Source organism: Streptomyces avidinii, assembly GCF_014650695.1.
GTDB lineage: Bacteria > Actinomycetota > Actinomycetes > Streptomycetales > Streptomycetaceae > Streptomyces > Streptomyces avidinii.
On the sequence record NZ_BMVL01000030.1, the window covers coordinates 1 to 23,462 of the forward strand.

General features: G+C 72.5%; 21 protein-coding genes. 8 read left to right on the top strand and 13 right to left on the bottom strand.

The annotated features are described in order from the left end of the window. Window positions 1-126: 126 nt before the first annotated feature. Both IE257_RS37155 and IE257_RS37160 read right to left on the bottom strand, forming a co-directional pair. A complete protein-coding gene (locus IE257_RS37155; protein ID WP_189974429.1) occupies window positions 127-1,500 on the bottom strand; it encodes a zf-HC2 domain-containing protein in 1,374 nt (457 codons plus the stop codon). Next, window positions 1,497-2,060 carry a sigma-70 family RNA polymerase sigma factor gene (locus IE257_RS37160; protein ID WP_081523132.1) on the bottom strand — a complete coding sequence of 188 codons (564 nt, stop codon included), beginning with the start codon at window positions 2,058-2,060 and terminating at the stop codon, window positions 1,497-1,499. The genes IE257_RS37155 and IE257_RS37160 overlap by 4 nt, the downstream gene beginning before the upstream one ends. A 302-nt stretch (window positions 2,061-2,362) precedes the next feature. On the opposite strand from IE257_RS37160, the gene IE257_RS37165 reads away from it, so the two are divergent. Next, complete coding sequence (locus IE257_RS37165) at window positions 2,363-2,881, top strand: EF-hand domain-containing protein (RefSeq protein WP_030390654.1); 519 nt, start codon at window positions 2,363-2,365, stop codon at window positions 2,879-2,881. Window positions 2,882-3,171: 290 nt separating this feature from the next. On the opposite strand, the gene purU is transcribed toward IE257_RS37165, so the two are convergent. Together purU and IE257_RS37175 are read right to left on the bottom strand one after the other, a co-directional pair. After that, window positions 3,172-4,050 carry a formyltetrahydrofolate deformylase gene (purU, locus tag IE257_RS37170; protein ID WP_189974431.1) on the bottom strand — a complete coding sequence of 293 codons (879 nt, stop codon included), beginning with the start codon at window positions 4,048-4,050 and terminating at the stop codon, window positions 3,172-3,174. Window positions 4,051-4,064: 14 nt separating this feature from the next. Further along, the gene (locus IE257_RS37175; RefSeq protein ID WP_189974460.1) at window positions 4,065-4,511 is read right to left on the bottom strand and encodes an SCO4402 family protein; all 447 of its coding nucleotides are present in this window, start codon (window positions 4,509-4,511) and stop codon (window positions 4,065-4,067) included. 208 nt (window positions 4,512-4,719) lie between these two features. On the opposite strand from IE257_RS37175, the gene IE257_RS37180 reads away from it, so the two are divergent. Continuing rightward, window positions 4,720-6,009, top strand: coding sequence for an ABC transporter substrate-binding protein (locus IE257_RS37180; RefSeq protein WP_189974434.1), 1,290 nt, complete (start codon window positions 4,720-4,722; stop codon window positions 6,007-6,009). 91 nt (window positions 6,010-6,100) lie between these two features. Here the strand turns inward: IE257_RS37180 and IE257_RS37185 are convergent, their stop codons facing one another. From IE257_RS37185 to IE257_RS37195, 3 genes are all read right to left on the bottom strand, one after another. Beyond that, the gene (locus IE257_RS37185) at window positions 6,101-6,457 is read right to left on the bottom strand and encodes a hypothetical protein (protein WP_189974436.1); all 357 of its coding nucleotides are present in this window, start codon (window positions 6,455-6,457) and stop codon (window positions 6,101-6,103) included. Between the two features lie 104 nt (window positions 6,458-6,561). After that, window positions 6,562-7,818 carry a hypothetical protein gene (locus IE257_RS37190; RefSeq protein WP_229920897.1) on the bottom strand — a complete coding sequence of 419 codons (1,257 nt, stop codon included), beginning with the start codon at window positions 7,816-7,818 and terminating at the stop codon, window positions 6,562-6,564. Between the two features lie 195 nt (window positions 7,819-8,013). Further along, on the bottom strand, window positions 8,014-9,393 hold the full coding sequence (locus tag IE257_RS37195; protein ID WP_189974440.1) for an NsdA family TPR-like regulatory protein: 1,380 nt from the start codon (window positions 9,391-9,393) through the stop codon (window positions 8,014-8,016). Between the two features lie 222 nt (window positions 9,394-9,615). Between IE257_RS37195 and IE257_RS37200 the strand changes: the two genes are divergently transcribed. From IE257_RS37200 to IE257_RS37210, 3 genes are all read left to right on the top strand, one after another. Next, window positions 9,616-10,296 (top strand): bifunctional DNA primase/polymerase, encoded by a 681-nt coding sequence (locus tag IE257_RS37200; protein WP_189974442.1) that lies wholly within the window; start codon window positions 9,616-9,618, stop codon window positions 10,294-10,296. Window positions 10,297-10,504: 208 nt separating this feature from the next. Continuing rightward, window positions 10,505-11,347: an ABC transporter ATP-binding protein gene (locus IE257_RS37205; RefSeq protein WP_189974444.1), complete on the top strand. Its 843-nt coding sequence runs from the start codon at window positions 10,505-10,507 to the stop codon at window positions 11,345-11,347. 35 nt (window positions 11,348-11,382) lie between these two features. Next, window positions 11,383-13,044, top strand: coding sequence for a transporter (locus tag IE257_RS37210; RefSeq protein ID WP_372453092.1), 1,662 nt, complete (start codon window positions 11,383-11,385; stop codon window positions 13,042-13,044). Between the two features lie 172 nt (window positions 13,045-13,216). On the opposite strand, the gene IE257_RS37215 is transcribed toward IE257_RS37210, so the two are convergent. Together IE257_RS37215 and IE257_RS37220 are read right to left on the bottom strand one after the other, a co-directional pair. After that, window positions 13,217-14,086 carry an alpha/beta fold hydrolase gene (locus tag IE257_RS37215; protein WP_189974446.1) on the bottom strand — a complete coding sequence of 290 codons (870 nt, stop codon included), beginning with the start codon at window positions 14,084-14,086 and terminating at the stop codon, window positions 13,217-13,219. Window positions 14,087-14,452: 366 nt separating this feature from the next. After that, entirely contained in the window at window positions 14,453-15,145 is a 693-nt protein-coding gene (locus tag IE257_RS37220) for an iron-dependent transcriptional repressor DtxR (protein WP_030390665.1), read from the bottom strand. A 257-nt stretch (window positions 15,146-15,402) separates the two neighbouring features. On the opposite strand from IE257_RS37220, the gene IE257_RS37225 reads away from it, so the two are divergent. Next, window positions 15,403-16,158, top strand: coding sequence for an SIS domain-containing protein (locus IE257_RS37225; protein ID WP_189974448.1), 756 nt, complete (start codon window positions 15,403-15,405; stop codon window positions 16,156-16,158). Between the two features lie 25 nt (window positions 16,159-16,183). Here the strand turns inward: IE257_RS37225 and IE257_RS37230 are convergent, their stop codons facing one another. Then, window positions 16,184-17,512 (bottom strand): PAS domain-containing protein, encoded by a 1,329-nt coding sequence (locus tag IE257_RS37230; protein WP_189974450.1) that lies wholly within the window; start codon window positions 17,510-17,512, stop codon window positions 16,184-16,186. A gap of 552 nt (window positions 17,513-18,064) precedes the next feature. Between IE257_RS37230 and iscB the strand changes: the two genes are divergently transcribed. Next, window positions 18,065-19,426, top strand: coding sequence for an RNA-guided endonuclease IscB (gene iscB, locus IE257_RS37235; protein WP_229920899.1), 1,362 nt, complete (start codon window positions 18,065-18,067; stop codon window positions 19,424-19,426). A gap of 243 nt (window positions 19,427-19,669) precedes the next feature. Here iscB and pdxH read toward each other — a convergent pair whose 3' ends face one another. Further along, entirely contained in the window at window positions 19,670-20,332 is a 663-nt protein-coding gene (gene pdxH, locus IE257_RS37240) for a pyridoxamine 5'-phosphate oxidase (protein ID WP_189974454.1), read from the bottom strand. Window positions 20,333-20,532: 200 nt separating this feature from the next. Here pdxH and IE257_RS37245 point away from each other — a divergent pair, with 200 nt between their 5' ends. Continuing rightward, window positions 20,533-21,639: a citrate synthase 2 gene (locus IE257_RS37245; protein WP_030009579.1), complete on the top strand. Its 1,107-nt coding sequence runs from the start codon at window positions 20,533-20,535 to the stop codon at window positions 21,637-21,639. A gap of 69 nt (window positions 21,640-21,708) precedes the next feature. Here IE257_RS37245 and IE257_RS37250 read toward each other — a convergent pair whose 3' ends face one another. Further along, complete coding sequence (locus IE257_RS37250) at window positions 21,709-22,332, bottom strand: TetR/AcrR family transcriptional regulator (RefSeq protein ID WP_189974456.1); 624 nt, start codon at window positions 22,330-22,332, stop codon at window positions 21,709-21,711. Beyond that, a complete protein-coding gene (locus IE257_RS37255) occupies window positions 22,320-23,057 on the bottom strand; it encodes an enoyl-CoA hydratase family protein (protein WP_189974458.1) in 738 nt (245 codons plus the stop codon). Before IE257_RS37255 ends, IE257_RS37250 begins: the two co-directional genes overlap by 13 nt. Window positions 23,058-23,462 lie beyond the last annotated feature (405 nt).

The window sequence follows — 23,462 nt, forward strand, 5'->3', positions numbered from 1 at the left end:
TTGAGGGACCGGCCCGACACGGAGAGACGATGAGACTGACGGGAAACCCCCATACGCGACTCTGATGCCGGTCAAGCGGCTCCCGCCCACCGAAGCCACCCCGCGCCCGGCCCCCGCGCCCGCCCCCTACAACCTGCTCAGCGAAGCCGCCGCGAACAGGACGTCGCGGATCGCCTCGCGGTCGCCGTGCTGGCCCACCGCCGCCTCCTCCGGGGAGATGTGGCCCGCGGCCAGCTGGCAGAACTCGATGCCGTCCAGGGCGATCTCGGCCACCGTCCGTTCCGGCGACGGCTTCGCTCCGGGCGAGTCCAGCGCGATGTCCCAGCCGCCGCCACCCGCGCCCTCGATCTCCAGGTGCAGGGTCCGTCCGGGTGCGCCCGCCGCGACCAGGCCCCGCGGCGGGGCCGCCAGGCCCGCACGCCTGCGCTGTGCCAGCGCGCCCGGCAGGAGCCGCGCCGCCAGGTCGATCATCCCGTGCAGGTGCGGCCCGGACGGCGGCTCGTACGGGTAGTCCACCGCCTCCGCGATGTCCCACGCGTGCACCCAGCACTCGAAGGCCCGTTCCAGGAACGCGTCGCCCAGCGGCAGTGCGAAGCCGCCGTAGTCCACGGCCAGCTCGGCGACTCCCCGGCCTGCGAAGGAGACCGTACGCACCAGCGTGTGGCCCTGTTCCCGCCACGGGTCGCGGACCTGCCGGGTGACCGGGTTCACCGACGCACCCCAGAAGTGTTCCGTCCGCGCGGTCGGACCGCCCTTCGGCGCGTCCGGGCCGAGCGGGTCGTCCAGCCCCAGCGCCGAGGCGATCATCCCGTCCACCGTCAGCAGATGACCGATCACCCCTGCCACCGTGGTCCGCTGCGACCGGCGCCGCTCCTCCTCGAACCACTTGAGCCGCACCGGGGTGTGCCACTCCGAGTCCCCGAAGTCCTGCAGCAGGGCGTCGAGCCGCGCGGTCTCGGTGTCGTACGGACTCGCCCACACCGGCACCGGAATGCGGGCCGGCCGCTTGCCCAGGCAGTCCTCCAGGACGCGGGAGCGCAGCAGCGGCTTCAGGTCGAGGTTCTCCTCGGGGTGCAGCAGCCCCACGGCGTCGCGCAGCCGCAGCGCCTCCTCCGCGCAGGGCGCGCATTCGGTGAGGTGGTCCTCGACCGCCTGGGTCTCCTCGGCCGAGCAGGCCGCCAGTGCCCATGCCCCGAGCAGGGACTTCAGCACGGCGTGCGAGGGCGGCGGCGACGGATCGAGCACCGGTTCGGGCATCAGGTCGGGCATCGCCTCGGGCATCGACTCGCCCACCGGGTCACGCATCGGGTCCGGGTCCCGGTCCGGGTCCGGCAGCCCCGCGGGCGGTGACACCGGCGACCCCAACGGCGGCAGCGGCGGCAGCGACTGCGGCGCGTGGACCGGATCGAGATCGTCGGCGGCCCCGCGCGGGCCCGGTATCCGCGCCTGGCCTCCGGGACGCTCGTATCCGTCACCGGGCGACTGGGCAGGGCCGTTCATCGAGTGGTTCCATATCCGGACTGGGCGGTTTCCTCCTGCGGGAGGGCGTTGGCGGTCGACAGCAACTGCAGCCCGAGCCGCAGCCGGCGCCGCGCCTCGTCCTCACTGATCTGCAGGTCGGCGGCGGCCTGCCGGTAGTCGCGCCGCTTGAAGTACGCGAGTTCCAGGGCCGCACGCAGGGGCGCGGGCATCGAGGTGACGATGTAGTCGGCGCGGGCGGCCGCGTTGGCGCTGCGCACCTTCTGCTCCAGCTCCTCGCGGGAGCCGCGCCCCAGTTCGGCCTGGCGCAGCCGGGCCACGGCCTGGCCCTGGGTGATCCGGGCGACCCAGGAGCGCATGGAGCCCTGCTTGGGGTCGTAGGCGTCCGGGTTCTCCCAGATGTAGCCGAACACCTCGCGGGTGATCCGGTCCGCCGCCTTCTCGTCGCCCAGCACTCGATGGGCCAGGCTGTGCACGAGCGAGGCGAAGCGGTCGTACAGTTCCCCGAGCGCGGCGGCTTCGCCACGGGCGAGCCGCTGCTGCATGCGGCGGTCCCAGCGCGGTGGTGCGTCCTTCGGCATGAATGCCCCCAGCCGTGTGTCGACGCATCGAATGTACGGGGCACATGGCGGATCGCGCCTGTTTTGGGAGAACCTCACCCTTGAAGTGCGCCCTGCGTGATAGGGGCGTGGCAGGGTGTGAACGGTGGTACGGCCGAGGGCACATGGGGACAGGTGTACGCGCCCCACCGCGCTCCCCGTGCGCGGGTTCGATGCGCACGCCTCCTTGACCGCTTCGCTTAACGCGCTGGCCACGTAGGCCTTACGCTCCTGCCTTGACTTGATCTGAACCCCACTGCACACGTGAAGGCGGAACGCCGAATATGGAAAGCGCAGAATACGAGCGCAAGATCGCCGCCCGATTCGCCACCTTCGACCAGGACGGGTCCGGCTACATCGACCGGGAGGACTTCAGCGCGGCCGCGAAGGCCGTCCTGGCCGAATTCGGTACCACCGCCCGGTCGGACAAGGGCCAGGCCGTCTTCGCGGGCGCCGAGGCCTTCTGGCAGGGCATGGCGGGCATCGCGGACGTCGACGGGGACCAGCGGGTCTCCCGGGAGGAGTTCATCACCGGGGCGGCGAAGCGGCTGCGCGACAACCCGCAGCGGTTCGCGGAGATCGCGCGGCCGTTCCTGCGGGCTGTGATCGCCGTGGCGGACGAGGACGGCGCGGGCGCGACCCCACCGAACGCGGCCCGGGTCCTGCGCGTCCTGGGCACGGCTCCGGAGCTGGCCACCCAGGTGGCGCAGGCCCTGGACGCCGACGGCGACGGCCGCATCTCGGAGGACGAGATCCTGTCGGCCTTCGCGGGCTACTGCGGCGTGGAAGCCCCGGACGCGTAACGCGAACCCGGCCAGGCCGTACCGTACGGCCTCGCCGGCGCCGCGTCCTTCCGGCATGGCTGCGCCGATTCAGCCTCGCCGGCGTTTGAGGCACGGGGTCCGGGGCGGCGCCCCGGGAAGCCGGGCCGCAGGGCCGGATACCGGTGAGGCATGGCGGGCCCGTGCGGGCCGTTGCGGGGGGCGCCGCCCCCCGCACCCCCGCCCCCGCACCCCGCTCCTCGAACGTCGGAGGGGCTGGATGGTGCGGCATGCCGGAATTGCGCGGCCCCCGGGGCTGGATGGTGGGGCGGCTACGCGAAGACCACCGTGCGGGCACCGTTCAGCAGCACGCGGTGCTCGCTGTGCCACTTCACCGCCCGCGCGAGCGCCTGGCACTCCACGTCCCGCCCGATCGCCACCAGCTGGTCCGGCGTCACCTCGTGCCCGACCCGCTCGACCTCCTGCTCGATGATCGGCCCCTCGTCGAGGTTCGCCGTCACGTAGTGCGCGGTCGCGCCGATCAGCTTCACGCCCCGTGCGTGCGCCTGGTGGTACGGCTTCGCGCCCTTGAAGCTCGGCAGGAACGAGTGGTGGATGTTGATGATCCGCCCGCTCAGCTCGGTGCACAGCTTGTCGGACAGCACCTGCATGTACCGCGCGAGCACCACCAGGTCGACGTTCTCGGCGCGCACGAGCTCCAGCAGCTGCTCCTCCGCCGCCGCCTTCGTGTCCTTCGTCACCGGGATGTGCACGAACGGGATGTCGTACGAGGCGACCAGCTCGGCGAAGTCGGTGTGGTTGGAGACCACGGCCGCGATCTCGACCGGCAGCGCGCCGATGCTCGACCGGAAGAGCAGGTCGTTCAGGCAGTGCCCGAACTTGGACACCATGAGGATGATCCGCATGCGCTCCTCGGAGCGGTGGATCTGCCAGTCCATCTTGAACGAGTCGCCGATCGCGGCGAAGCTGGCGCGCAGTTTCTCGACCGTCACCGGGGGCTCGGCCTCGAAGTGCACCCGCATGAAGAAGAGCCCGGTCTCCCGGTCTCCGAACTGCTGGCTGTCCACGATGTTGCATCCGGTCATGAAGAGGTAACTCGACACGGCATGCACGATGCCCTGCTTGTCGGGGCAGGACATGGTCAGGACGTACTGGGGCTGGGCCTGGGCCTCGTTGTGCGGGTCGCTCATGACCGCACAGCCTTTCACACCGCGCGGGTGAGGATCCTCAGCACATCGAGCGAGGTGGGCCGCACGTCGGGGTCGTCCCCGTCCGCCTCCGCCAGCCGTACGTGTGCCTCGCGCGCGGCACGTACCGCCTCGGGCCACGCGTGGTGCTCCAGGTAGGCGGATACGGGGGCGTCGGGCCCGACCTGGTGGAGGATGCGGAGCACCCGCAGCACGGCGAGGTCGACGAGGGTCGCCTCCTGCGAGTCGCGGAAGATCGTGCCGACGTACTTCTCGGCGGACCAGCTGTCGAGCCAGGTGTCCTCGACGAGCCGGTACACGGCGTCGGTGACGTCGCCGTACGCCTCGTCGCCGGTCAGCCAGGTGTCCTCGTGGAAGACCGGATCCGAAAGCATGTGCAGCGCCGAGCGCACGTTGCCGCGCCAGCGCCACCACGGCATGTCATTGAGGGGCATGCCGCCCATGGTGGAGGAGCGGCCACCGCGGCGGGAAGAGTTCTTCGAACCTTGGGCGAATGTCACGCTTTCGATCGTACGTTCCCCTCCGGTGCGATCTTGAGGCGCCCACGGGGAACGCCCGCCGCCGCCCTCCCCCCGTAATTCACCTGGGCGTCACCGAATGTTGTGCGCGACTCACTCGACAGTTACCGGTGGGGCGGAATGGTGCATGGACATGACCGACTCGCGACGCGACGCATCTCCCTCCCGCATCCTCGTGGCCACGGTGATGGGTGCATGTCTCATCGCCGGGTGCGGGGCGCTCCCCGGGGGCCCGGGGGGCTCCGGGAAGACCATCACCGTCATGACGTTCGCCCCGGAAGACACCAAGGCGACCAACATGCCCGGCATGACGGGTATGGCCAAGGCCTACGAGCGCTGGGTGAACTCCAAGGGCGGGCTCAACGGTCACAAACTGCGCGTACTGACCTGCAACGAGAAGAACACGCCCACCGGCGCCGCCGACTGCGCCCGCAAGGCCGTCGCCGAGAAGGCCGTCGCCGTCATCGGCTCCTACAGCCAGCACGGGCGCGCCTTCATGGCCCCGCTGGAGGCGGAGGGCATCCCCTTCATCGGCGGCTACGGAGTCTCCTCCGAGGAGTTCCAGTCACCCCTGTCCTATCCGGTGAACGGCGGCCAGTCCGTCCTGATCGCCGGCGCCGGCCACCAGCTGGGACGCGCCTGCGACCAGGTCGCGCTGGTGCGACCCGACACGATCGCGGGCGACACGCTGCCGGTGCTGCTCAACGCCGGACTGCGGGCCAACAAGATGGCCGACGCCGCCGACATCCGGGCAGCCGAGGATTCCGCGGACTTCGGACCGCAGGCCCGCGAGGCCCTCACCCACACCAGCGGCACCGGCAAGGAGAAGGAAAAGGAGAAGGGCTGCGTCACCGCGGTCCTCGGCGAGCGCACCGAGACCTTCTTCGACGCCTTCCGCCGGACCGACGCCCAGCGCAAGAAGCCGCAGATCTCCTCCGTGCTGGGCAGTGTCAGCCAGTCCCTGGTGGACCGCACGGGCGGCAAGGAGAGCCCCTTCGAGGGCGCGTACCTGACGAGCTGGTACCCGGTCTCCTCCGACCCCGTCTGGGAGCCCATGCGCAAGGTGGTCACCGACTTCGCCTTCGGTGACGACGGCGTCGATCCCGACGACAGCGGCGCGCAGACCACCTGGATCGCCTACACGGTGTTCAGTGAGGTGCTGAAGCGCTTCAAGGAGGACGAGGACGTCACCGCCCGCATGGTCAAGCGGTCGCTGAACGAGGCCCAGCCGATCAGGACCGGCGGCCTCACCCCCGACCTGAGCTGGCGCTACCAGGACATGCGCGCCGTCGCCGGTTTCCCCCGCATCGTCAACGGCCGGGTCACCTTCCAGATCGTGCAGGCCGGACGGGTCGTGGCACAGCCCGGCGAGCAGCCCCTGGACATGACCCCGACCCTGGAACAGGCCCCGCGCACGGCCTGAGCCCCGCCCGAACCCGTCCGAACCTCTCCCGAACCCGTCCGAACCCCTCCCGAGCCCGTCCAAACCCCTCCCGGCCCCGTCCGGCCGCGCTTCAGCCGTTTTCGTAGTACTCCGCGCGGGGCCTCTGGTGGCCCCCCGGAACCTCGGTGCCGTCCGGGAAGGTGACGGTGGCGAAGCACGAGGCCGCCCACACCTGGATGCGCTCCGGCTCGTGGGCCGTCTCGAAGGGGCGGTCGCTCCAGTGCCCGTACGAGGTCACGATGAAGCTCTCGCCGGGTTGGAGCCAGTAGTCCTGCCCGAAGGGCTCCAGCCACAGCTCCAAGAGCCCCTTCCCGGCGTTCTCGACCAGCATCGGAACGGGGTTCCCCAGCTTCTGGATGCCCTCCATGCTGAAGTCCCCGTCGATCGCGGCCATGTTCCGACTCAGGGGCTCCGTGATCTGCGCCATGCTCACGCCCTCCGGGCCCGGAGCCGGCCCCGACGGCCCGCCGGGCCCCGGCTGCGGATCGCCGCCGCCGCCGCCGAACAGCCGGCCCCACACGGCGCGCCTCGTCACAGCTGGGACTTGTCGCGCTTGGTGAGGCCGTACTTGGTCGCGATCGAGTTCCACAGGGCCGCGGCGGACTCCTTGGCCTTCGTCGCCTCGCCGCTGGACCTGTTGCCGTCGGCGGCGTTCTTGGTGGCCTTGGCCTTGCCGTCCTTGCACTTGTCGTCGTCGACGTCGTCCGCCCAGGCCGCGTAGCTGTTGTCGGCGTCCGCGGAGGACTGCCAGGCCTTCGTGAGGGACGCGGAGAGCTTGGCGTGGTCCGGGAGCCGGTCCAGCTTCAGCTCCTGGAGCCGGGTGACGAGCTCCTCGCGTTGGCGGGCCGCGTCGCGCAGGTCGGCGGCCGCCTGGTCGAGGTTGTTGCAGCCCTTGATGTCCTCCACGGCCTTGATCACCGCGGCCCGGCTGTCGTTGCTGTCCGCGAGGAGCTTGTCCAGCTGGACGGCCTGCGGGCGGGCCGGGTCCACGGGAGCCTCGCCACCGGGGGCCGCGGAGCCGCCGCTCGCGGTCGGGGTGCCGGCGACCGCGCCGGGGTCGTTGTTCTGCGGCTTGCCGTCGGCGAGCAGCGAACCGACGCCGAGCCCGACGACGGCCAGGCCGATGACCACCGCGCCGATGATCGCGGGCGAGACCCGGCGCGCGGGCTCCGGGGGCGGCGGGGGCGGGGCGTACTGCTGCTGCGGCGGCTGCTGGAACTGCTGCTGGTACTGCGGTTGTTGCGGCTGCGGCGGGCGGGGCTGCCGGGGCCGCCGCGGCTGCTGCCGCAGCACGGGCTCCTGGACGGGCGGCAGGTGCTGGGTCTGCCCCGCGGAGTCGTCGCCGCGGAAGAGCCCGTCGAACCCCTCGACGGCGGGAACCGGCGGTATGTACTGCGTCGCCGCCTCCTCGTGCGCGGGAGCGGCCGGCACGGGCGGGATGTACTGGGTCGCGGCCTCGTCGTGCGCGGGCGCCGCGGGCACCGGCGGTATGTACTGCGTCGCCGCCTCCTCGTGCGCGGCGGCCGCCGGCACGGGCGGGATGTACTGGGTCGCGGCCTCGGGCAGCGGCGGATAGCCGTAGCCGTGCGGCTCCCCCGGGCCCTCGTAGCCGGGCCCGACCACGTGCCCGGGCTCGCCCTCCGGGGCGGGATAGGCCTGCGGGTACCCGTACGCGGCCCCGGGGTGCGGTGGCTGCGGCTGCTCCGGGTACGCCGGATACCCGGACGCCGGGTCCGGACCCCACGGGGCACCCGGCTGGGGGGCGCCCCCTTGTCCGCTCTGCGTCACCGGGACTCCTTCTCCGACTCGCCCGACCCTACGGAACCGTCGGGTCACGCTACCCCGTCACGCACCGCCGCCGTGAGAGCACCCCGAACCCGGGTCCGCCCGGTCCGCCCGGTCCACCCGGTCCGCCCGGTCCGACCCCGCCGGCGTCGGAGGCGTCGGAGGCGCGGGGTCCCGGGCGGCGCCCCGGCCGCCGGCCTACGCCGTCACCTCCAGCCGCGCCGCGAACTCCCGCACCGCCGCCTCCTCCCGGTACGGCTCCAGCCGCGCCCGGAAGTCGTCCAGGTACTCCACCCCCCGGTTCGAGCGGATCCCCTCCAGCAGTTCCGCCGCCTTCGCCGCCGTCTGGCAGGCCTGTTCCACCTCCCGCTGCTGCACCTGCGCCGCCGCCAGCAGCAGCAGCCCGATGGCCCGGCGGCGCTCCTTGCCCGCCGGGAGACCCCGTAGCGCCTCCTCCGCCCGCCGGGCCGCCGCGTCCGCCTGGCCCAGATCCCGGTGGCAGTGCGCCAGCTCGTCCGCGAGGTACGCCGTGTCGAAGTGGCGGATCCACACCGGGTCGTCGCCCGACTCCGGCTCCGCCCGCTCCAGCGCGCTCACCGCCCGCCCCGACAGCACCGCCGTCGCCCGGGTGTCCCCGAGCAGGGCGTGCCCGCGCGCCTCGGCGGCGTAGAACATGGCCTCGACCCGCGGCGTGACCTGCCCGCGCGTCCCCTCCTGGGCGGCCCGGGCCAGCTGCGCGATCTCCCGCGGGTTGCCCAGTTCGGCGGCGAGGTGGCTCATGGACGCCGCGAGCACGTAGCCCCCGTACGCCCGGTCCCCCGCGGCCTGGGCGAGGCGTAGCGCCTGGATGTAGTAGCGCTGGGCCAGGCCGGGTTGGCCCGTGTCCACCGCCATGTAGCCGGCGAGCTCGGTCAGCCGGGCCACGGCCGCGAACAGGGCCCGCCCGACGGGTTCCCGGTACGAGCCGCCGATCAGCCCGGACACCACCGAGTTGAGGTAGTGCACGACCACCGGCCGGACGTGCCCGCTGCCGAAGCGGTGGTCGAGGTCCTTGAGGGCCTCGGTCGTCGCCCGGACCGCCTCGACGTCCGGCATGCCGACCCGCGAGCCGCCGCTGCGGGCGACCTGGGTGTCGGCCCCGGTGATCAGCCAGTCGCGGCTCGGCTCGACGAGCGCGGAGGCGGCCACGCTGGAGCCCGCGAGGAAGTCGCGGCGGCCGACATCGCTGCGCCACAGCTCGCAGACCTGCTCGATGGCGCCGACAACGGTCGGGGAGAACTGCAGGCCGACGCCGGAAGCGAGGTTCTTCCCGTTGGCCATGCCGATCTCGTCGATGGTGACGGTCCGGCCGAGCTTGCGCCCGAGCGCCTCGGCGATGATTCCGGGGGCCCTGCCGCGCGGCTGCTGGCCGCGCAGCCACCGGGCCACGGAGGTCTTGTCGTAGCGGAGATCGAGGCCGTGCTCGGCCCCGCACATGTTCACGCGCCGGGCGAGCCCGGCGTTGGAGCACCCGGCTTCCTGGATGAGCGCCTGCAGCCGTTCGTTCGGCTGGCGGGCGACGAGAGGCCTGGCTGCCATGAAAACCCCCTGCTGACCGCGGGTGATCCGTTGGAATGATCACTTCCCGCCTGATGTGCGGAGAATCTTCCGCTCTGCGTCGTGTCGCTACCCAACTCCGGCGCCCCGGCCTCCTACGCGCCCCCACGCGTGCATCAGTGCGCCCCGTATGCAGGATCGATGCTCCGCCCGCCCCTTGGTTTACGCCCGTAACCCCGGGTGACCCGGGCAGTTGTGATGGGCGTGGAAGAGACCATCGGAGTCACGGAGACCGCACCCATCCCCAAGCAGCGCGGCGAGCAGCTGCTGGACCATGCCGTGCGGTACGCGGAAGAACGGCACTGGGATGTCTTCGCCGGCACCTGGTTGGAGCCCGCAGACGGCCGCGAGTTGTGCTCCTGCGGGGCGGCGGACTGCCCGGCGCCCGGCGCGCACCCGGCGGTGAAGGACTGGGCGGCGCAGGCCACCGGCAGCGCGGTACAGGTCCGGCGGATCTGGGCGAAGCACCCGCAGGCCTCGATCCTGCTGCCGACCGGCCGGACCTTCGACGCGCTGGACGTGCCCGAATCGGCCGGATTCCTGGCGCTGGCACGCCTGGAGCGGATGGAGCGCACCCTGGGACCGGTCACCCTCACACCCGACCACCGGATGCTGTTCTTCGTCCTGCCGGGCGTCGGCGTCAAGGTGCCCGACCTGGTACGCAAGCTGGGCTGGCCGCCGGCCACGATCGACCTGGTCGCGCGCGGCGAGGGCGAGTACGTGGCGGCGCCGCCCACCCGCTTCGGCGGCCGCGGCTCGGTCCAGTGGGCGCGGCGGCCCACGCCGGCGAACCGCTGGCTGCCGGACACGGAGGAGCTGATCGACGCGCTCGCCTACGCCTGCGGGAGCGAGGCCGCGGCGGACCGGAAGCGGCGCCAGGGCTGAGGCCCGCGGCGCCGACGCCGAGGCGGCGGGGCGTCGGGCGTCGGGGCCGACGTGACGACCCGCCCCGCCCCGCCGGTGTGACGACCCGCCCCCGCCGGCCCTGCGATCCGGGGCGAAAACTGATGACATAAGTAACTGCTCAGGCCTCTCCCCCTCCTCCTATGGTGAAGAAGGAACGACCAACGGGGACGTAATGAGAGGCAGGCGCATGCCGGACCAGGGCGATGCGACGGGCGGGACGAACGGAACGGGTGGCGCGCGATCCGCGCCGCCCGCCGTGCGGGTGGAAGGTCTGTGGAAGCGGTTCGGCGACCAGGTGGCCGTCGCCGGAATCGATCTCGAACTGCCCGCGGGCCGGTTCATCGGCCTGGTGGGCCCCAACGGCGCGGGCAAGACGACCACGCTGTCGATGGTGACCGGACTGCTGCGTCCGGACATGGGGCGGGTCCACGTCGCGGGACATGACGTGTGGGCGGACCCGACCGAGGTGAAGGCGCGGATCGGCGTACTGCCCGAGGGGCTGCGGCTCTTCGAGCGGCTGTCGGGGCGCGAACTGCTCGGCTACATGGGCCGGATGCGCGGACTGCCGGGCGAGGAGACCGACAAGCGGGCGACGCAGCTGCTGGATGTCCTCGACCTGGCGGGCTCGCAGCACAAGCTGGTCGTGGACTACTCGACCGGTATGCGCAAGAAGATCGGCCTGGCGGCGGCACTGCTGCACAACCCCGAAGTGCTCTTCCTGGACGAGCCGTTCGAGGGCGTCGACCCGGTGTCGGCGCAGACCATCCGCGGGGTGCTGGAGCGCTACACCGCCTCCGGCGCCACCGTCATCTTCTCCTCGCACGTGATGGAGCTCGTCGAGTCGCTGTGCGACTGGGTGGCCGTGATGGCCGCCGGACGGATCCGCGCCGCGGGCCCGCTGGCCGAGGTACGGGGCTCCGCGCCCTCCCTGCAGGCCGCATTCCTCGAACTGGTCGGAGCGCACGGGCGCCACGCGGCCGGGGACTCGCTGGAGTGGCTCGGCGGCGGCTCCGGGGCGGGATCGCGATGACCCCGCCCGCCGGCCCGGCCGCCGATCCGGCCGCCATGGTGACCACGCCCGCCACCGCGAGTGCCGCGCGCACCGGGAGTCGCGGGAGCGCCGGGGCCTCTTCCCGCGCGGCCGTCCCGCTGACCCCGATCTTCGTCCGCCTCAAGCTGTCGCTGCTGCGCAACGGCCTGAAGGGCTCGTCGAAGCGCAAGGCCGCCTACTTCTCGTCGCTCGCCTTCGCCCTCGTCGTCGGCTTCTTCGTGACGCTCGGCCTGGCCCTGCTGCACGGCAACGTCCACGCGGGCACCGTCGTCGTCCTGCTGGCCGCGCTCCTGGCCCTCGGCTGGGCCTTCATGCCGCTGTTCTTCCCCACCGGGGACGAGACGCTCGACCCGAGCCGGCTGGTGATGCTGCCGCTGCGGCCGCGACCGCTGGTGCGGGCCCTGCTCGTGTCCTCGCTGGTCGGCATCGGACCGCTGTTCACGCTGTGCCTGGCCGTGGGCTCCGTACTGGCCGTCGCACGCGGCGCCGCCGGCGCGGTGGCCGCGGTGGTGGCCGCGCCCCTGCTCGTCCTCGGCTGCGTGACCCTCGCGCGGGCGGTGGCCACGGCCAACGTCCGGCTGCTGAGCAGCCGCAAGGGGCGTGACCTGGCGATCCTCAGCGGTCTGCTGATCGCGGTGGGCGGCCAGCTGGTCAACTTCGGCAGCCAGCGCCTGTTCCAGGCGGGCGGCCTCGCCACGCTGGAGCCCGTCGAGGCCGTGGTGCGCTGGCTGCCGCCGGCGACCGCCATCGGCATGGTGGACTCCGCGAGCGAGGGCGCCTACGGGGTGGCGGCCGCCCAACTGGCCCTGACCGTGGCTGCCGTGGTCGCCCTCCTGTGGTTCTGGGAGCGGAGCCTGACCCGGCTGATGGTCACCCCCGACGGCTCGACCATCGCGGCCGCCCGGCCGACGAAGGACCGTGGCGCGGGCGGCGTGTGGTCCCTGCTGCCCGCCGGCCGGACGGGAGCGGCCGTGCAGCGCACCCTGCGCTACGCCGTCCGCGACCCGAAGACCAAGGCCGCCTGGGTGACCGCGCTGGCGATCGGCATGATCATCCCGGTCTTCAACGCCCTCCAGGGCACGGGATCCGTCTACCTCGCCTGCTTCGGCGCGAGCATGCTCGGCATGCAGATGTACAACCAGTTCGGGCAGGACACCTCGGCGTTCTGGATGGTCGCGCAGACCATCTCGAACACGCGTGACGCCTACGTGGAGCTGCGCGCCCGGGCCTTCGCGCTGGCTCTGGTCACCGTCCCGTTCACGGTCCTCGTCACCGTGGTCACGGCTGCCGTGATCGGCGACTGGTCGTCCTTCCCCGCGGCCACGGGCCTGTCCCTGGCCCTGCTCGGCTCGATGCTCTGCACGGGGGCGCTGGCCTCCGCCCGCTTCCCGTACTCCATCCCGTCGGACGGCGCCTTCAAGAACGTCGTCCCCGGGCAGGCCGGGCTCGCCTGGGCGGGCATCTTCGGCGGGCTGCTGGTCTCGGCGGTGATCTCCGCCCCGGTCATCGTCCTGACGATCTGGCTCAACGCGGCCGAACACCACGACATCTCCTGGATCGTGCTGCCGGTGGGCGTGGCCTGGGGCGCTCTGGCCACCTGGGCGGGCCTGCGGCTCTCGGCCCCGACGGTGGCGCGCAAGCTGCCGGAGATCCTGTCGGCGGTCAGCAAGGGCTGACGGCCGACGACTGGCCACCGGCCACTGGCCACACGCGATCGGGCCGGCCTCCTCTCCCGCAAGGGGAGAGGAGGCCGGCCCGATCGCGTGGGCGCGGCGCCGGGCGGGACCGCCCGGGGGCCCGTTGTCCGTACCGCGACAACGGCCCGCGGGACCCCCGTGCCGGAGCGTGTCAGGGGGCTTCGGCCTTGATCCCGTCGAGGAAGGGTTCCAGGACGGCGCGCCAGGCCGTGGGCTGGTCGTAGTGGAGGTAGTGGCCGGCGTCGGGGATTTCCGCGTACTGGCCCGCCGGGAGGACGCGGACCATCTCCTGGGCCTCGGCCCTGCCCAGTTCGCCGTCGAGGCCGCGGACCACCAGCGAGGGGCAGCGGACCTGGGCCAGCTCCTCCCAGTGCGCGTCGTGGACCCAGGTCTCACGGGCCGTGAGCATCTGGCGCCGGGAGAAGAGCGGGCGCCAGCCGTCCGGCGCCTCGTGCATGACCTCGGCGAAGAAGGCGCCGCGGCCGGGGTCGGGCCGCTCCACCCGGGGATCGTCCTCGCCGAACCAGCGGCGGGCCGCGTCCTGGGTGGGGAAGGGCAGCGGCCAGTGGTGGAACCAGTCCTCCCATTCCTCCTGGGAGGCCGCGCCCAGGGCGGAGGCACGCATGTCGCAGATGACGAGGGCTTCGACGAGATCGGGGCGGCGGGCGGCGAGCTGCCAGGCGGTGAGGGCGCCCATGGAGTGGCCGATCAGGGTGACGGGGGCGAGACCGAGCTGCTCGACGGCGGCCTCGGCGTCGGCCACGAAGGCCTCGCGGCCCAGAGAGGTCGGAGTCTCGGCGGGCGGCCGGCCGCTCTGGCCGTGTCCGCGCTGGTCCAGGGCCACGACGCGGTGGCGCTCGCGGAGCCAGCGGGCGGTGCCGGCCCAGTGGAAGGCGCGGCCCATCAGGCCGTGCAGTAACAGCACCCCGGGGCGGGGGTCGGGCTCGGCCTCTGCTTCGCGGAACTCCCAGGCGGCCAGGCGCACACCCTCGGCCCCTGTCACATCGACGCGCTGTACCACCGCAGATGCACCCCCTTCGCTCCCCGCCAGACTATCGAACCCGTATTCGAAAACGGGTTTCTCGCCCACAACACCGCTCTTTCGAGTGACCTTGCTCAAGGATTGGCCGCCGCTGCCGATGGAGATCCTTTCAACAGGGAGGCGGGCCGCTCGGGGAAGACGGTCCGAGGGGACGACCTTGAGAGCTCGGGGCTCCGGGTCACAAGGGGAGGACCGGTCCCGGCGCCGAAAGGCGCCGGGACCGACCACACCAAGAGCTGATCATCCGTACGGGTCGGGCCCCGAAGGGCCACGGCTCGTGCGAGCGCATCCACCGGAGGAGTCCGCGCCGGCGCGGCCGCCGAAGCGAACGCCGACGCACCGGATTCAGCGCTTCGCCACGAACACGTGCGAGGCGACCTCCACGTCCAGCTCGGCCGCCTCGCCGCCACTGCCGACCAGAACACCGCCGGGCGACTCGGTCACACTCACCACCGAGCCGGGCTGTACCCCCGCCCGCCGGAGCGTATACATCAACTGGGCGTCCGTCTGGATCGGCTCACCGATCCGCCGGACGACCACGGTCTTGCCCTCGGTCCCCGGGTCGAGCTCGGACAGGCTGACCATGCCGTCCTCCAGGAACGGGTCCGCCTCGGCCTTCTCACCCAGCTCCTCCAGCCCCGGGATCGGGTTCCCGTACGGCGACTCGGTCGGGTGACGCAGCAGCTCCAGCACCCGCCGCTCCACCGCCTCGCTCATCACGTGCTCCCAACGGCAGGCCTCCGCGTGCACCTGCTCCCACTCCAGGCCGATGACATCGACGAGCAGGCACTCCGCGAGCCGGTGCTTGCGCATGACACGCGTGGCCAGCCGGCGCCCCTCCTCGGTCAGCTCAAGGTGCCGGTCGCTGGCGACGGCCACCAGGCCGTCCCGCTCCATCCGCGCCACCGTCTGGCTCACCGTCGGGCCGCTCTGGTCGAGCCGCTCGGCGATACGGGCGCGCATGGGGACCACGCCTTCCTCTTCCAGCTCGAGGATGGTGCGGAGATACATCTCCGTGGTATCGATCAGTCCGGACATTCGTGCCCCTCGGATTGCGTGCGCTGGCCCTGCCCCCAATTCTGACGCATCGGGCCGACAACCGTCCCGTGCCGACGGTCAAGACCGCTCCCGGACATCTCCCGGACACCCCCGCGAAGATCGCCCCGGGATGTCCGGGGCGCGCGACCGGGGCTTTCGGCCCGGGATTGACGTCCGTATTGACACGCCCTTGGTCCAGACCGCACGGTGAGCGGCGGACACGGACGCTCCCCCACCCCTGGAAGGGCCATCGGCGTATGAGCGAGAGCAAGCTGGCCGGTCAGTTCTTCGATGCCGCCATCGGTCTGCTGGAGCGCGTACGGGACGAGGAGGCCCCGCGGATCGCGGAGGCCGGCTCCCTCGTCGCCGACGCGGTCGCCGCCGGCAACCGGCTCTTCGCCTTCGGCGCCGGGCACTCCTCGCTGCCCGCCCAGGACGTGGTCTACCGGGCCGGCGGCCTGGCCCTGATGAACTTCCTCGCCGTCCCCGGCACGGCCGGCATCGACGTCATGCCCGCGACCCTCGGCAGCGCCCTGGAACGGGTCGACGGACTGGCCGGCGCCGTGCTCGACAGCAGCCCCGCCTCCGACGGCGACGTCCTCGTGATCATCTCCCTCTCCGGGCGCAACGCGCTGCCCGTCGAGATGGCGATGAACGCCCGCGCCATCGGCCTCAAGGTCATCGGGGTGACCTCGGTGGCGTACGCGACCGAGACGAAGTCGCGGCACGTCTCGGGCACCTTCCTCAAGGACCACTGCGACGTCGTCCTCGACAGCAAGATCGCGGTCGGCGACGCCGAGCTCACCATCGACGGCATCGACGCCCCCTTCGCCCCCGCCTCCACCGTCGTGACCAGCGCGATCATGCAGGCGGTCATGGCGGCGGCGGCCGGCGAACTCGCCGCCCGCGGGGTGGAGCCCCCGCTGCTGCGCTCGGGCAACGTCGACGGCGGCCACGAGTGGAACGGCCGCGTGATGCAGGAGTACGGCGACCGGATCTTCTTCCGGCACTAGGCCGTCTCTCCGGGCCGGCCGCCGGCTAGGGAGTCGCCCTGTCCGGGCCGGGCGGACCTGCCGCCAGGTCCAGGTCGGCCGCAACCCGGGCCGCGACCTCCTCCGCGTACACCGCGTCCGCGCGCTCGAAGGGCGCACGCGAGGGGCCGCGCACGAAGGTCAGCGCCCCCAGGGTCCGCCCCCGGCTCCGCAGCACCGTGCACAGCACGTGCGCCGCGCCCTCGGGCCACTGGCGGGCCCGCGCCCACTGCGCGTCCGGCTCCCCGCGCGGAGCGCTGGTCCGCACCGAGCCGATCCGGTCCAGCGCCTGGAGCGCCGGATGCCCCGCCGCGTACCGGACGGGGATCGACCCGGGCCCCGGCAGCACCGGCGGCGAGGCGGCCGACCGTACGAGCCTTCGCCGCTCGGGGTCGGCTGCGGGGTCCAGTACGTCCAGCAGCGCCTGCTCGGCGAAGCCGGCGAGGGCAAAGTCCAGCCGTACCGCGGCGGCCTCGGCCGGGTCCTCGCACTCGGCGGCGGCCCTGCCCGCACGGTGGAGCTGGTGCGAGCGGAACCTCAACTGCGCGGTGTCCAACTGCTCCTGGCGGGCCTCGGTGACGTCCTGGAACAGCCAGCCGACGCCCAGCGGTACGGGCTCCTCCGCCAGCGGCGAGGCCAGCCGCAGGAACCCGCACCGCCAGCACCTGCGCCGCACCCCCTCCGGGGTGCGCACCGACACCCACAGCTCGACGGGCGCGGGCGGGGCCCCCTCGGCGAGCACGTGCTGGAGGGCGCCCTCCAGCTCCTCGACGCCCTGGGCCAGCAGTTCCCCGAGCGGCCGGCCGAGCAGCGCGGTGCGGCCGGTCCCGAAGGCCTGCGCGGCGTGCGCGTTGACCACGGCGGGGCGGAGATCGACGTCGACCAGGACGACACCCCACGAGGCGTCGTCCATGAGGGCCTCGCTGAGCGCGATGGAGCGTTCCAGGTCGATCTGGGCGTGCACCTCGCTGAACGCGCAGTACACCCCGGCGGGTTTCCCGTCCGCGCCCGGCACTCCGGCGGACTGGGTCCGTACGAGGACGCGTCCGCCGTCCTTGGTCAGCAGCGCGAACTCGTGCACCTGGCGGCCGGGCACGTGCTGGGCGGCCATCAGCCGGTCCTGGACGTCATGCGCGTCGGCGGCCCGCACCGCCCACCCCTCGAAGCCCTTGCGCCCGACGGCCTCGGTGGCGGTCCAGCCCAGGATCCGCTCGGCCTCACGGTTCCAGTGGGTGATCACCCCGTCGGAGTCGAACGCGCACAGCGCGGCGTCCATCCCGTCCAACAAGGCTGCGAGCAGATCGTCGGCGGTCTCGCTACGTCCGTAGGCACTCACCTGGCACCCCCTGCAGGTGTTCGCGTGTGCGGCACGTCAGATCATTGAACTGCAACGTGACGCAGCCCACACCGCATTCGCGGAAATCAATGCGCCCCCGGCACCTGGGAAGGCACGACCGGAACGGCCACACGTTCGAGTGACCTCTCCTCAACCTCCACACCTCACGATCCGGGGTGCGTAGCGTCGCGAGAACCACGAGAAGGGAGGTCACTCGCTCCCGTACACCGAGTGACCAGCCCCAGTCATCACGATCCCCGGATCAGTTGAGGTGCCTCGATGACTACGTTCCTTGCAGGTGAGCAGACCCACCGGGCTGTGCTTCCTCAGCAGCCCGCTCTGGAATCCGCGAGCGCAGACACCCCTGGGAGCAGGGACGAAACGGCTCACGGACTCCCGGCCGCGATGCCGGGCACCGGTACGGAACATGGGCGAGGGGAGACCGGCGGAGTCCGCACCGGGACACGTCGGCGGCACGCCAGATCTGCCGTTTCGACTGCGGAGACGGCAGAGACCGGGAGCGATGACGCTCCCCGCCCGGCGGCCAGCCGGGTGTTCGTGCTGGCCAAGGGGGGCGAGCCGCTAATGCCCTGCCATCCGGCCCGTGCGCGCGAGTTGCTCGCCGGTGGACGCGCCGTCGTGGCACGGCGGGCTCCCTTCACCATCCGGCTCAAGCACCGGACCCGTGCGGGCTCGGCTGTCGAGGGCGTACAGCTGCGCCTTGATCCCGGCTCCAGGGCGACGGGCATCGCCATCACGGATGAGCGCCACCGGATCGGCCCGACGGGCCGGACCGCGGTCGCCCGCCGGGGGCTGATCACGATCGAGCTCCGGCATCGGGGACAACAGATCCACGGCGGCATGGTGCGACGCGCCGCCTATCGCCGCCGAAGGCGTTCGGCGAATCTCCGGTACCGGGCACCCCGGCACGACAACCGCCCGCGACCGGACGGCTGGCTACCCCCCTCCTTGCGCCATCGCATCGACTCGACCATGGCCGTTGTCGTGCGACTGTGTCGATACGCACCGGTACTTGAGATCCACGTGGAACAGGTCGCGTTCGACACGACCGCATTCGCCGGAGTCATGCCGTCCGGCACGCAGGCAGGTGTCGAGTCGACGTACGGCGCATCCGAGGTCCGTGAGTTCCTTCTGGCCAAATGGAAGAGGTCCTGCGCCTACTGCGATGCCACGGGGGTGCCTCTCAATATCGATCACGTGCGCGCACGAAGCCGTGGTGGATCGGACCGGGTATCGAACCTCGTCCTCGCTTGCATTCCCTGCAATCAGGCGAAGGGGACGGCGCCCGTCCAAGAGTTCCTCGCCGACCGGCCGGCCCGTCTGGAACGCGTCATCGCCCAGCTGAGGAGACCTCTGCAGGACGTAGCCGCCACGAACGCCACCAGGCTCCAGCTCGTGAAAGCGCTCGCAGCGCAGGGTGTGCCGGTGCATGCGTGGTCAGGCGGGCGTACCCACTGGAACCGGCTCGCGATGGGCTTGCCGAAGAGCCACACGCTCGATGCCCTGGCCACCGGAGTCATCGACCGCGCGCGAGGGGACGCCCTCGTCCGGGTGCCCGCGCAGATCCTGGTGGTGGCGTCGACAGGGCGTGGTTCGTACGCCAGGACCACCCCTGACCGCTTCGGGTTCCCCCGCTTGCAGCGGCCGCGCGGCAAGGTCCACCACGGGTACTCGACCGGAGACCTGGTAGCGGCGGTCGTCCCCAAGGGGAAGTGGGCCGGCAGCTGGGTGGAACGCGTCGCGGTCCGGACCAGCGGTCAGCATCGCATCACGACGTTGACCAGCCGCTTTGATGTCTCCCACCGGAATTTGCGGCTTCTCCAGAGAGCCGATGGATACACCTACGCATTCGCCGACGAAATTCGATTGAGCGGACGGCACAGGCCTGCTTAGAGTGGACACACACTGAAAGGAGGTGATCCCGGAAATGTATGAACTCCGGACGCGTGAGGTGACTGCGGGCTAAGCGCCCGTCGTCGCACGCACCCAGTGCGGTGCCCGGCGGGATCGCCAGGCGCCAATCCCAAGCAGTCACCCGACCCGCGGGCTCGCCGGTACGTCCGGCCGGCTTCTCTCACTGCAGGAGAGAAACCAGAGCCCGCGGGTCGCCTGCGTTTGCCGACCGGCGCAGCACGGCTACGGGCAGAGGCGCTCTACGCGCCACTTCTCCCCGTCCAGGACGTAGCGCAGGCGGTCGTGCAGGCGGTTCTCGTGGCCCTGCCAGAACTCCACCGCCTCCGGGGACACGCGCAGGCCGCCCCACTCCGGCGGGACCGGCACCTGCTCGCCCTCCGGGTAGCGGGCCTCCAGCTCGGCGTAGCGGCGGTCCAGCTCGCCGCGGGACTCGATCACGCTGGACTGCTCGCTCGCCCAGGCCCCCAGCTGCGAGCCGTGCGGGCGGGAGCGGAAGTACGCCGCCGTCTCGTCGCGGCCGATCCGGGCCGCCGTACCCGTGACGATCACCTGGCGGGCGATGGGGTGCCAGGGGAAGAGCAGCGCGACGTGCGGGTTCTCGGCCAGCTCGCGGCCCTTGCGGGAGGCGTAGTTGGTGAAGAAGACGAAGCCCCGGCCGTCGAACTGCTTCATCAGCACCGTCCGCGAACTGGGGCGGCCGTCGGGGGTGGCCGTCGATACGACCATGGCGTTCGGTTCGAAGAGGCGGGAGTCGGCGGCCTGCTGGAACCAGAGGGCGAACTGGTCCATCGGATTCTCGGCGAGACCCCCCTCGTCGACGATCTCCGAGCGGTACTGCTTGCGCATCGTGGCGGGGTCAATGTCCTGATCGGTCACGCTGGCCATCCTGCCCCAGCAGGACCCGTCACGGTGTGCCGTATGTCACGCTTCCGCAGTCGGGGCGGAACGGCCAAAATCTTGGGGCCGGTCCGAAGGCCCCCGAGCGGGTGACCGACGGCCGTGCCGGGCATCAACGGGGATGACCGCGCCGGACCGCGAGTCACGCCGGGAGCCGCGCGTGTTCGCACTATCTGAGGAGCCGCCTGATGTCCGACTTCGTACCCGGGCTCGAAGGGGTCGTCGCGTTCGAGACGGAGATCGCCGAACCCGACAAGGAAGGCGGGTCGCTCCGCTACCGGGGCGTCGACATCGAAGACCTCGTCGGCCACGTCTCCTTCGGGAACGTCTGGGGCCTGCTGGTCGACGGTGCCTTCAACCCCGGCCTGCCGGCCGCCGAGCCCTTCCCCATTCCGGTCCACTCCGGTGACATCCGTGTCGACGTCCAGTCCGCACTCGCCATGCTCGCCCCCGTGTGGGGTCTGAAACCGTTGCTGGACATCGACGTGCAGACCGCCCGCGACGACCTCGCGCGCGCCGCCGTGATGGCACTGTCGTACGTCGCCCAGTCCGCCCGCGGCCAGGGCCTGCCCATGGTGCCGCAGCGGGAGATCGACAAGGCCGAGTCCGTGGTCGAGCGGTTCATGATCCGCTGGCGGGGCGAGCCCGACCCGCGGCACGTCAAGGCCGTCGACGCGTACTGGACCTCCGCCGCCGAGCACGGCATGAACGCCTCCACCTTCACCGCGCGGGTGATCGCGTCGACCGGTGCGGACGTCGCCGCGGCCCTCTCCGGGGCGGTCGGCGCCATGTCGGGGCCGCTGCACGGCGGGGCGCCCTCCCGCGTGCTGGGCATGATCGAGGAGATCGAGCGCACCGGCGACGCCGTGGCGTACGTGAAGAAGGCCCTGGACAAGGGCGAGCGTCTGATGGGCTTCGGGCACCGCGTCTACCGCGCCGAGGACCCGCGCGCCCGCGTGCTGCGGCGCACGGCCAAGGAGCTGGACGCGCCGCGCTACGAGGTGGCCGCCGCGCTGGAGAAGGCCGCGCTGGAGGAGCTGCACGCGCGCCGTCCCGACCGGGTGCTCGCCACGAACGTGGAGTTCTGGGCCGCGATCATGCTGGACTTCGCGGAGGTCCCGGCGCACATGTTCACCTCGATGTTCAGCTGCGCCCGTACCGCCGGCTGGTCGGCGCACATCCTGGAGCAGAAGCGCACGGGCCGCCTGGTGCGTCCGTCGGCCCGCTACATCGGGCCGGGGCGGCGCAACCCGCAGGAGATCGAGGGCTACGCGGACATCGCCGAGACCGCGTAGCGACTGCGGCCGTGTCCTTGGGCGCCGCATCCCGCTCGCGGGGTGCGGCGCCCTTCTCGTTGCCGCGTTTCAGCCCAGGGTCGCGTCGAGGATGCGGGACCACTGGGCCACCACCCGGGCACGGCGGGCCGTGTCGTCGGTGAGCACGTTGGCCAGGCCCAGGCCCCGCGCCATGTCCAGCAGGCCCTGGACGGTCTCCCGTACACCCGGCACCGACTCGTCCGCGCCCAGCAGCTCGACGGCGATCCGATGGGTCTCGCGGCCGACCCGGGCCTCCAGCTCGGTGACCTGCGGGCGCAGCTGCTCCTCGTTGGAGGCGGCCACCCACAGCTGGAGCGCGGCCCGGAAGAGCGCGCCGGTGTACAGGTCGACGAGCGCCTCCACGACGGCCGGGCGGGCGGCCGGGCCGGCGTGGAAGAGGTCGCGCAGGGCGGTGGAGCGCTCCTCGGCGACGTACTCGACGGCCGCCGTGAACAGCGACTCGCGGGTGGGGAAGTGGTGCTGGGCGGCGCCGCGCGAGACCCCGGCCCGTTCGGCGACGACCGAGACGGTCGAACCGGCCCAGCCGTGCTCCGCCAGGCAGGACACGGCCGCCTCCAGGAGGTGGCGGCGGGTGACGCGGCTGCGCGCCTGCTTGGGGCCCTGCGTGGAGCCCTGCGTGGAGCCCTGCGTGGGGCCGGTTACAGCGACCATGACGGTTCCCGGCGCTCGAAGCGGGCGGTGATGCCCTCGCGGGCCTCGGCGGAGGCGAACAGTCCCGCGGACAGCTCGGTGAGGCGGGAGCCGTCGCGGGCGAGGGCCTCGCGCACGGCGGCGGCCGTCAGCTCCTTGGTCGCGGCCAGCCCCTGCGGAGAGGCCTTGCGCAGGCCGGCGAGTACGGGCTCCAGGGCGGCGTCCACGTCCTCGGCGGCCAGGGTGAGCAGGCCGATGCGGGCGGCCTCGGCGGAGTCGAAGGCCTCGGCGGTCAGGAAGTAGCGGGCGGCGGCCCGCGGTTCGAGGCGCGGCAGCAGCGGCATGGAGATCACCGCGGGGGCGAGGCCCAGGTGGGTCTCGGTGAAGGCGTACGAGGACTGCGGTCCGGCGGCGGCGATGTCGCAGACGCCGAGCAGCCCGAGGCCGCCGGCCCGGACGTGACCGGTGACGCGGGCGACGACGGGCTTGGGCAGCTCGGCGGTCTCGCGGAGCAGGGCCACGAAATCGGCGGGATCGCAGGGGGACTTGAGGTCGGCCCCGGCGCAGAAGGTGTTGCCGGTGTGGGTGAGGACGACGGCCCGGACGGCCGGGTCCGCGGCGGCGGTGGCGAGGGCGGCGCGGAGTTCTGCGACGAGGTCGGCGGAGAGGGCGTTGCGGTTGCCCGGGGAGTCCAGTGCGAGGGTGGCGATGCCGGTCGCCTGGGCGGCGTGCACGAGTGGGGCCATGTCTCCTCCGGAGCGGTGTGCGGTGGGGTTCTCCCCGGCAGACCCGGGCGGGGTCCCTCCGGGAGCGTACGCGTTGCCCTACGGGCGGTTCGGCGGTATCCGGGGGCGGTGCCCCTGCGGTGCCCCTGCGGGGTTGCTCGGCCGTGCCCCTGCGGGGTGCTCGGCGGTGCCCTGGTGTGGGTCGGCGCCCCGCACGAGGGTCTCCTCGGCCCGTCCCCTGCGGGGTGCTTGGCCGTGCCCCTGCGGGGTGCTTGGCGGTGTACGGGTGTGGGTCGGGGCCCCGCACGAGGGTCTCCTCGGCCCGTCCCCTGCGGGGTGCTTGGCGGTGTACGGGTGTGGGTCGGCGCCCCGCACGAGGGTCTCCTCGGCTCGGCGCGCGCGGGCACGGTCCAGCCGTACGGGGTG

Coding starts and splice junctions, on each gene's coding strand:
- IE257_RS37155 (WP_189974429.1), bottom strand. CDS start 1,500: ATGAACGGCCCTGCCCAGTCGCCCGGTGACGGATACGAGCGTCCCGGA.
- IE257_RS37160 (WP_081523132.1), bottom strand. CDS start 2,060: ATGCCGAAGGACGCACCACCGCGCTGGGACCGCCGCATGCAGCAGCGG.
- IE257_RS37165 (WP_030390654.1), top strand. CDS start 2,363: ATGGAAAGCGCAGAATACGAGCGCAAGATCGCCGCCCGATTCGCCACC.
- purU (WP_189974431.1), bottom strand. CDS start 4,050: ATGAGCGACCCGCACAACGAGGCCCAGGCCCAGCCCCAGTACGTCCTG.
- IE257_RS37175 (WP_189974460.1), bottom strand. CDS start 4,511: ATGGGCGGCATGCCCCTCAATGACATGCCGTGGTGGCGCTGGCGCGGC.
- IE257_RS37180 (WP_189974434.1), top strand. CDS start 4,720: ATGACCGACTCGCGACGCGACGCATCTCCCTCCCGCATCCTCGTGGCC.
- IE257_RS37185 (WP_189974436.1), bottom strand. CDS start 6,457: ATGGCGCAGATCACGGAGCCCCTGAGTCGGAACATGGCCGCGATCGAC.
- IE257_RS37195 (WP_189974440.1), bottom strand. CDS start 9,393: ATGGCAGCCAGGCCTCTCGTCGCCCGCCAGCCGAACGAACGGCTGCAG.
- IE257_RS37205 (WP_189974444.1), top strand. CDS start 10,505: ATGCCGGACCAGGGCGATGCGACGGGCGGGACGAACGGAACGGGTGGC.
- IE257_RS37210 (WP_372453092.1), top strand. CDS start 11,383: ATGGTGACCACGCCCGCCACCGCGAGTGCCGCGCGCACCGGGAGTCGC.
- IE257_RS37220 (WP_030390665.1), bottom strand. CDS start 15,145: ATGTCCGGACTGATCGATACCACGGAGATGTATCTCCGCACCATCCTC.
- IE257_RS37225 (WP_189974448.1), top strand. CDS start 15,403: ATGAGCGAGAGCAAGCTGGCCGGTCAGTTCTTCGATGCCGCCATCGGT.
- pdxH (WP_189974454.1), bottom strand. CDS start 20,332: ATGGCCAGCGTGACCGATCAGGACATTGACCCCGCCACGATGCGCAAG.
- IE257_RS37245 (WP_030009579.1), top strand. CDS start 20,533: ATGTCCGACTTCGTACCCGGGCTCGAAGGGGTCGTCGCGTTCGAGACG.
- IE257_RS37250 (WP_189974456.1), bottom strand. CDS start 22,332: ATGGTCGCTGTAACCGGCCCCACGCAGGGCTCCACGCAGGGCTCCACG.
- IE257_RS37255 (WP_189974458.1), bottom strand. CDS start 23,057: ATGGCCCCACTCGTGCACGCCGCCCAGGCGACCGGCATCGCCACCCTC.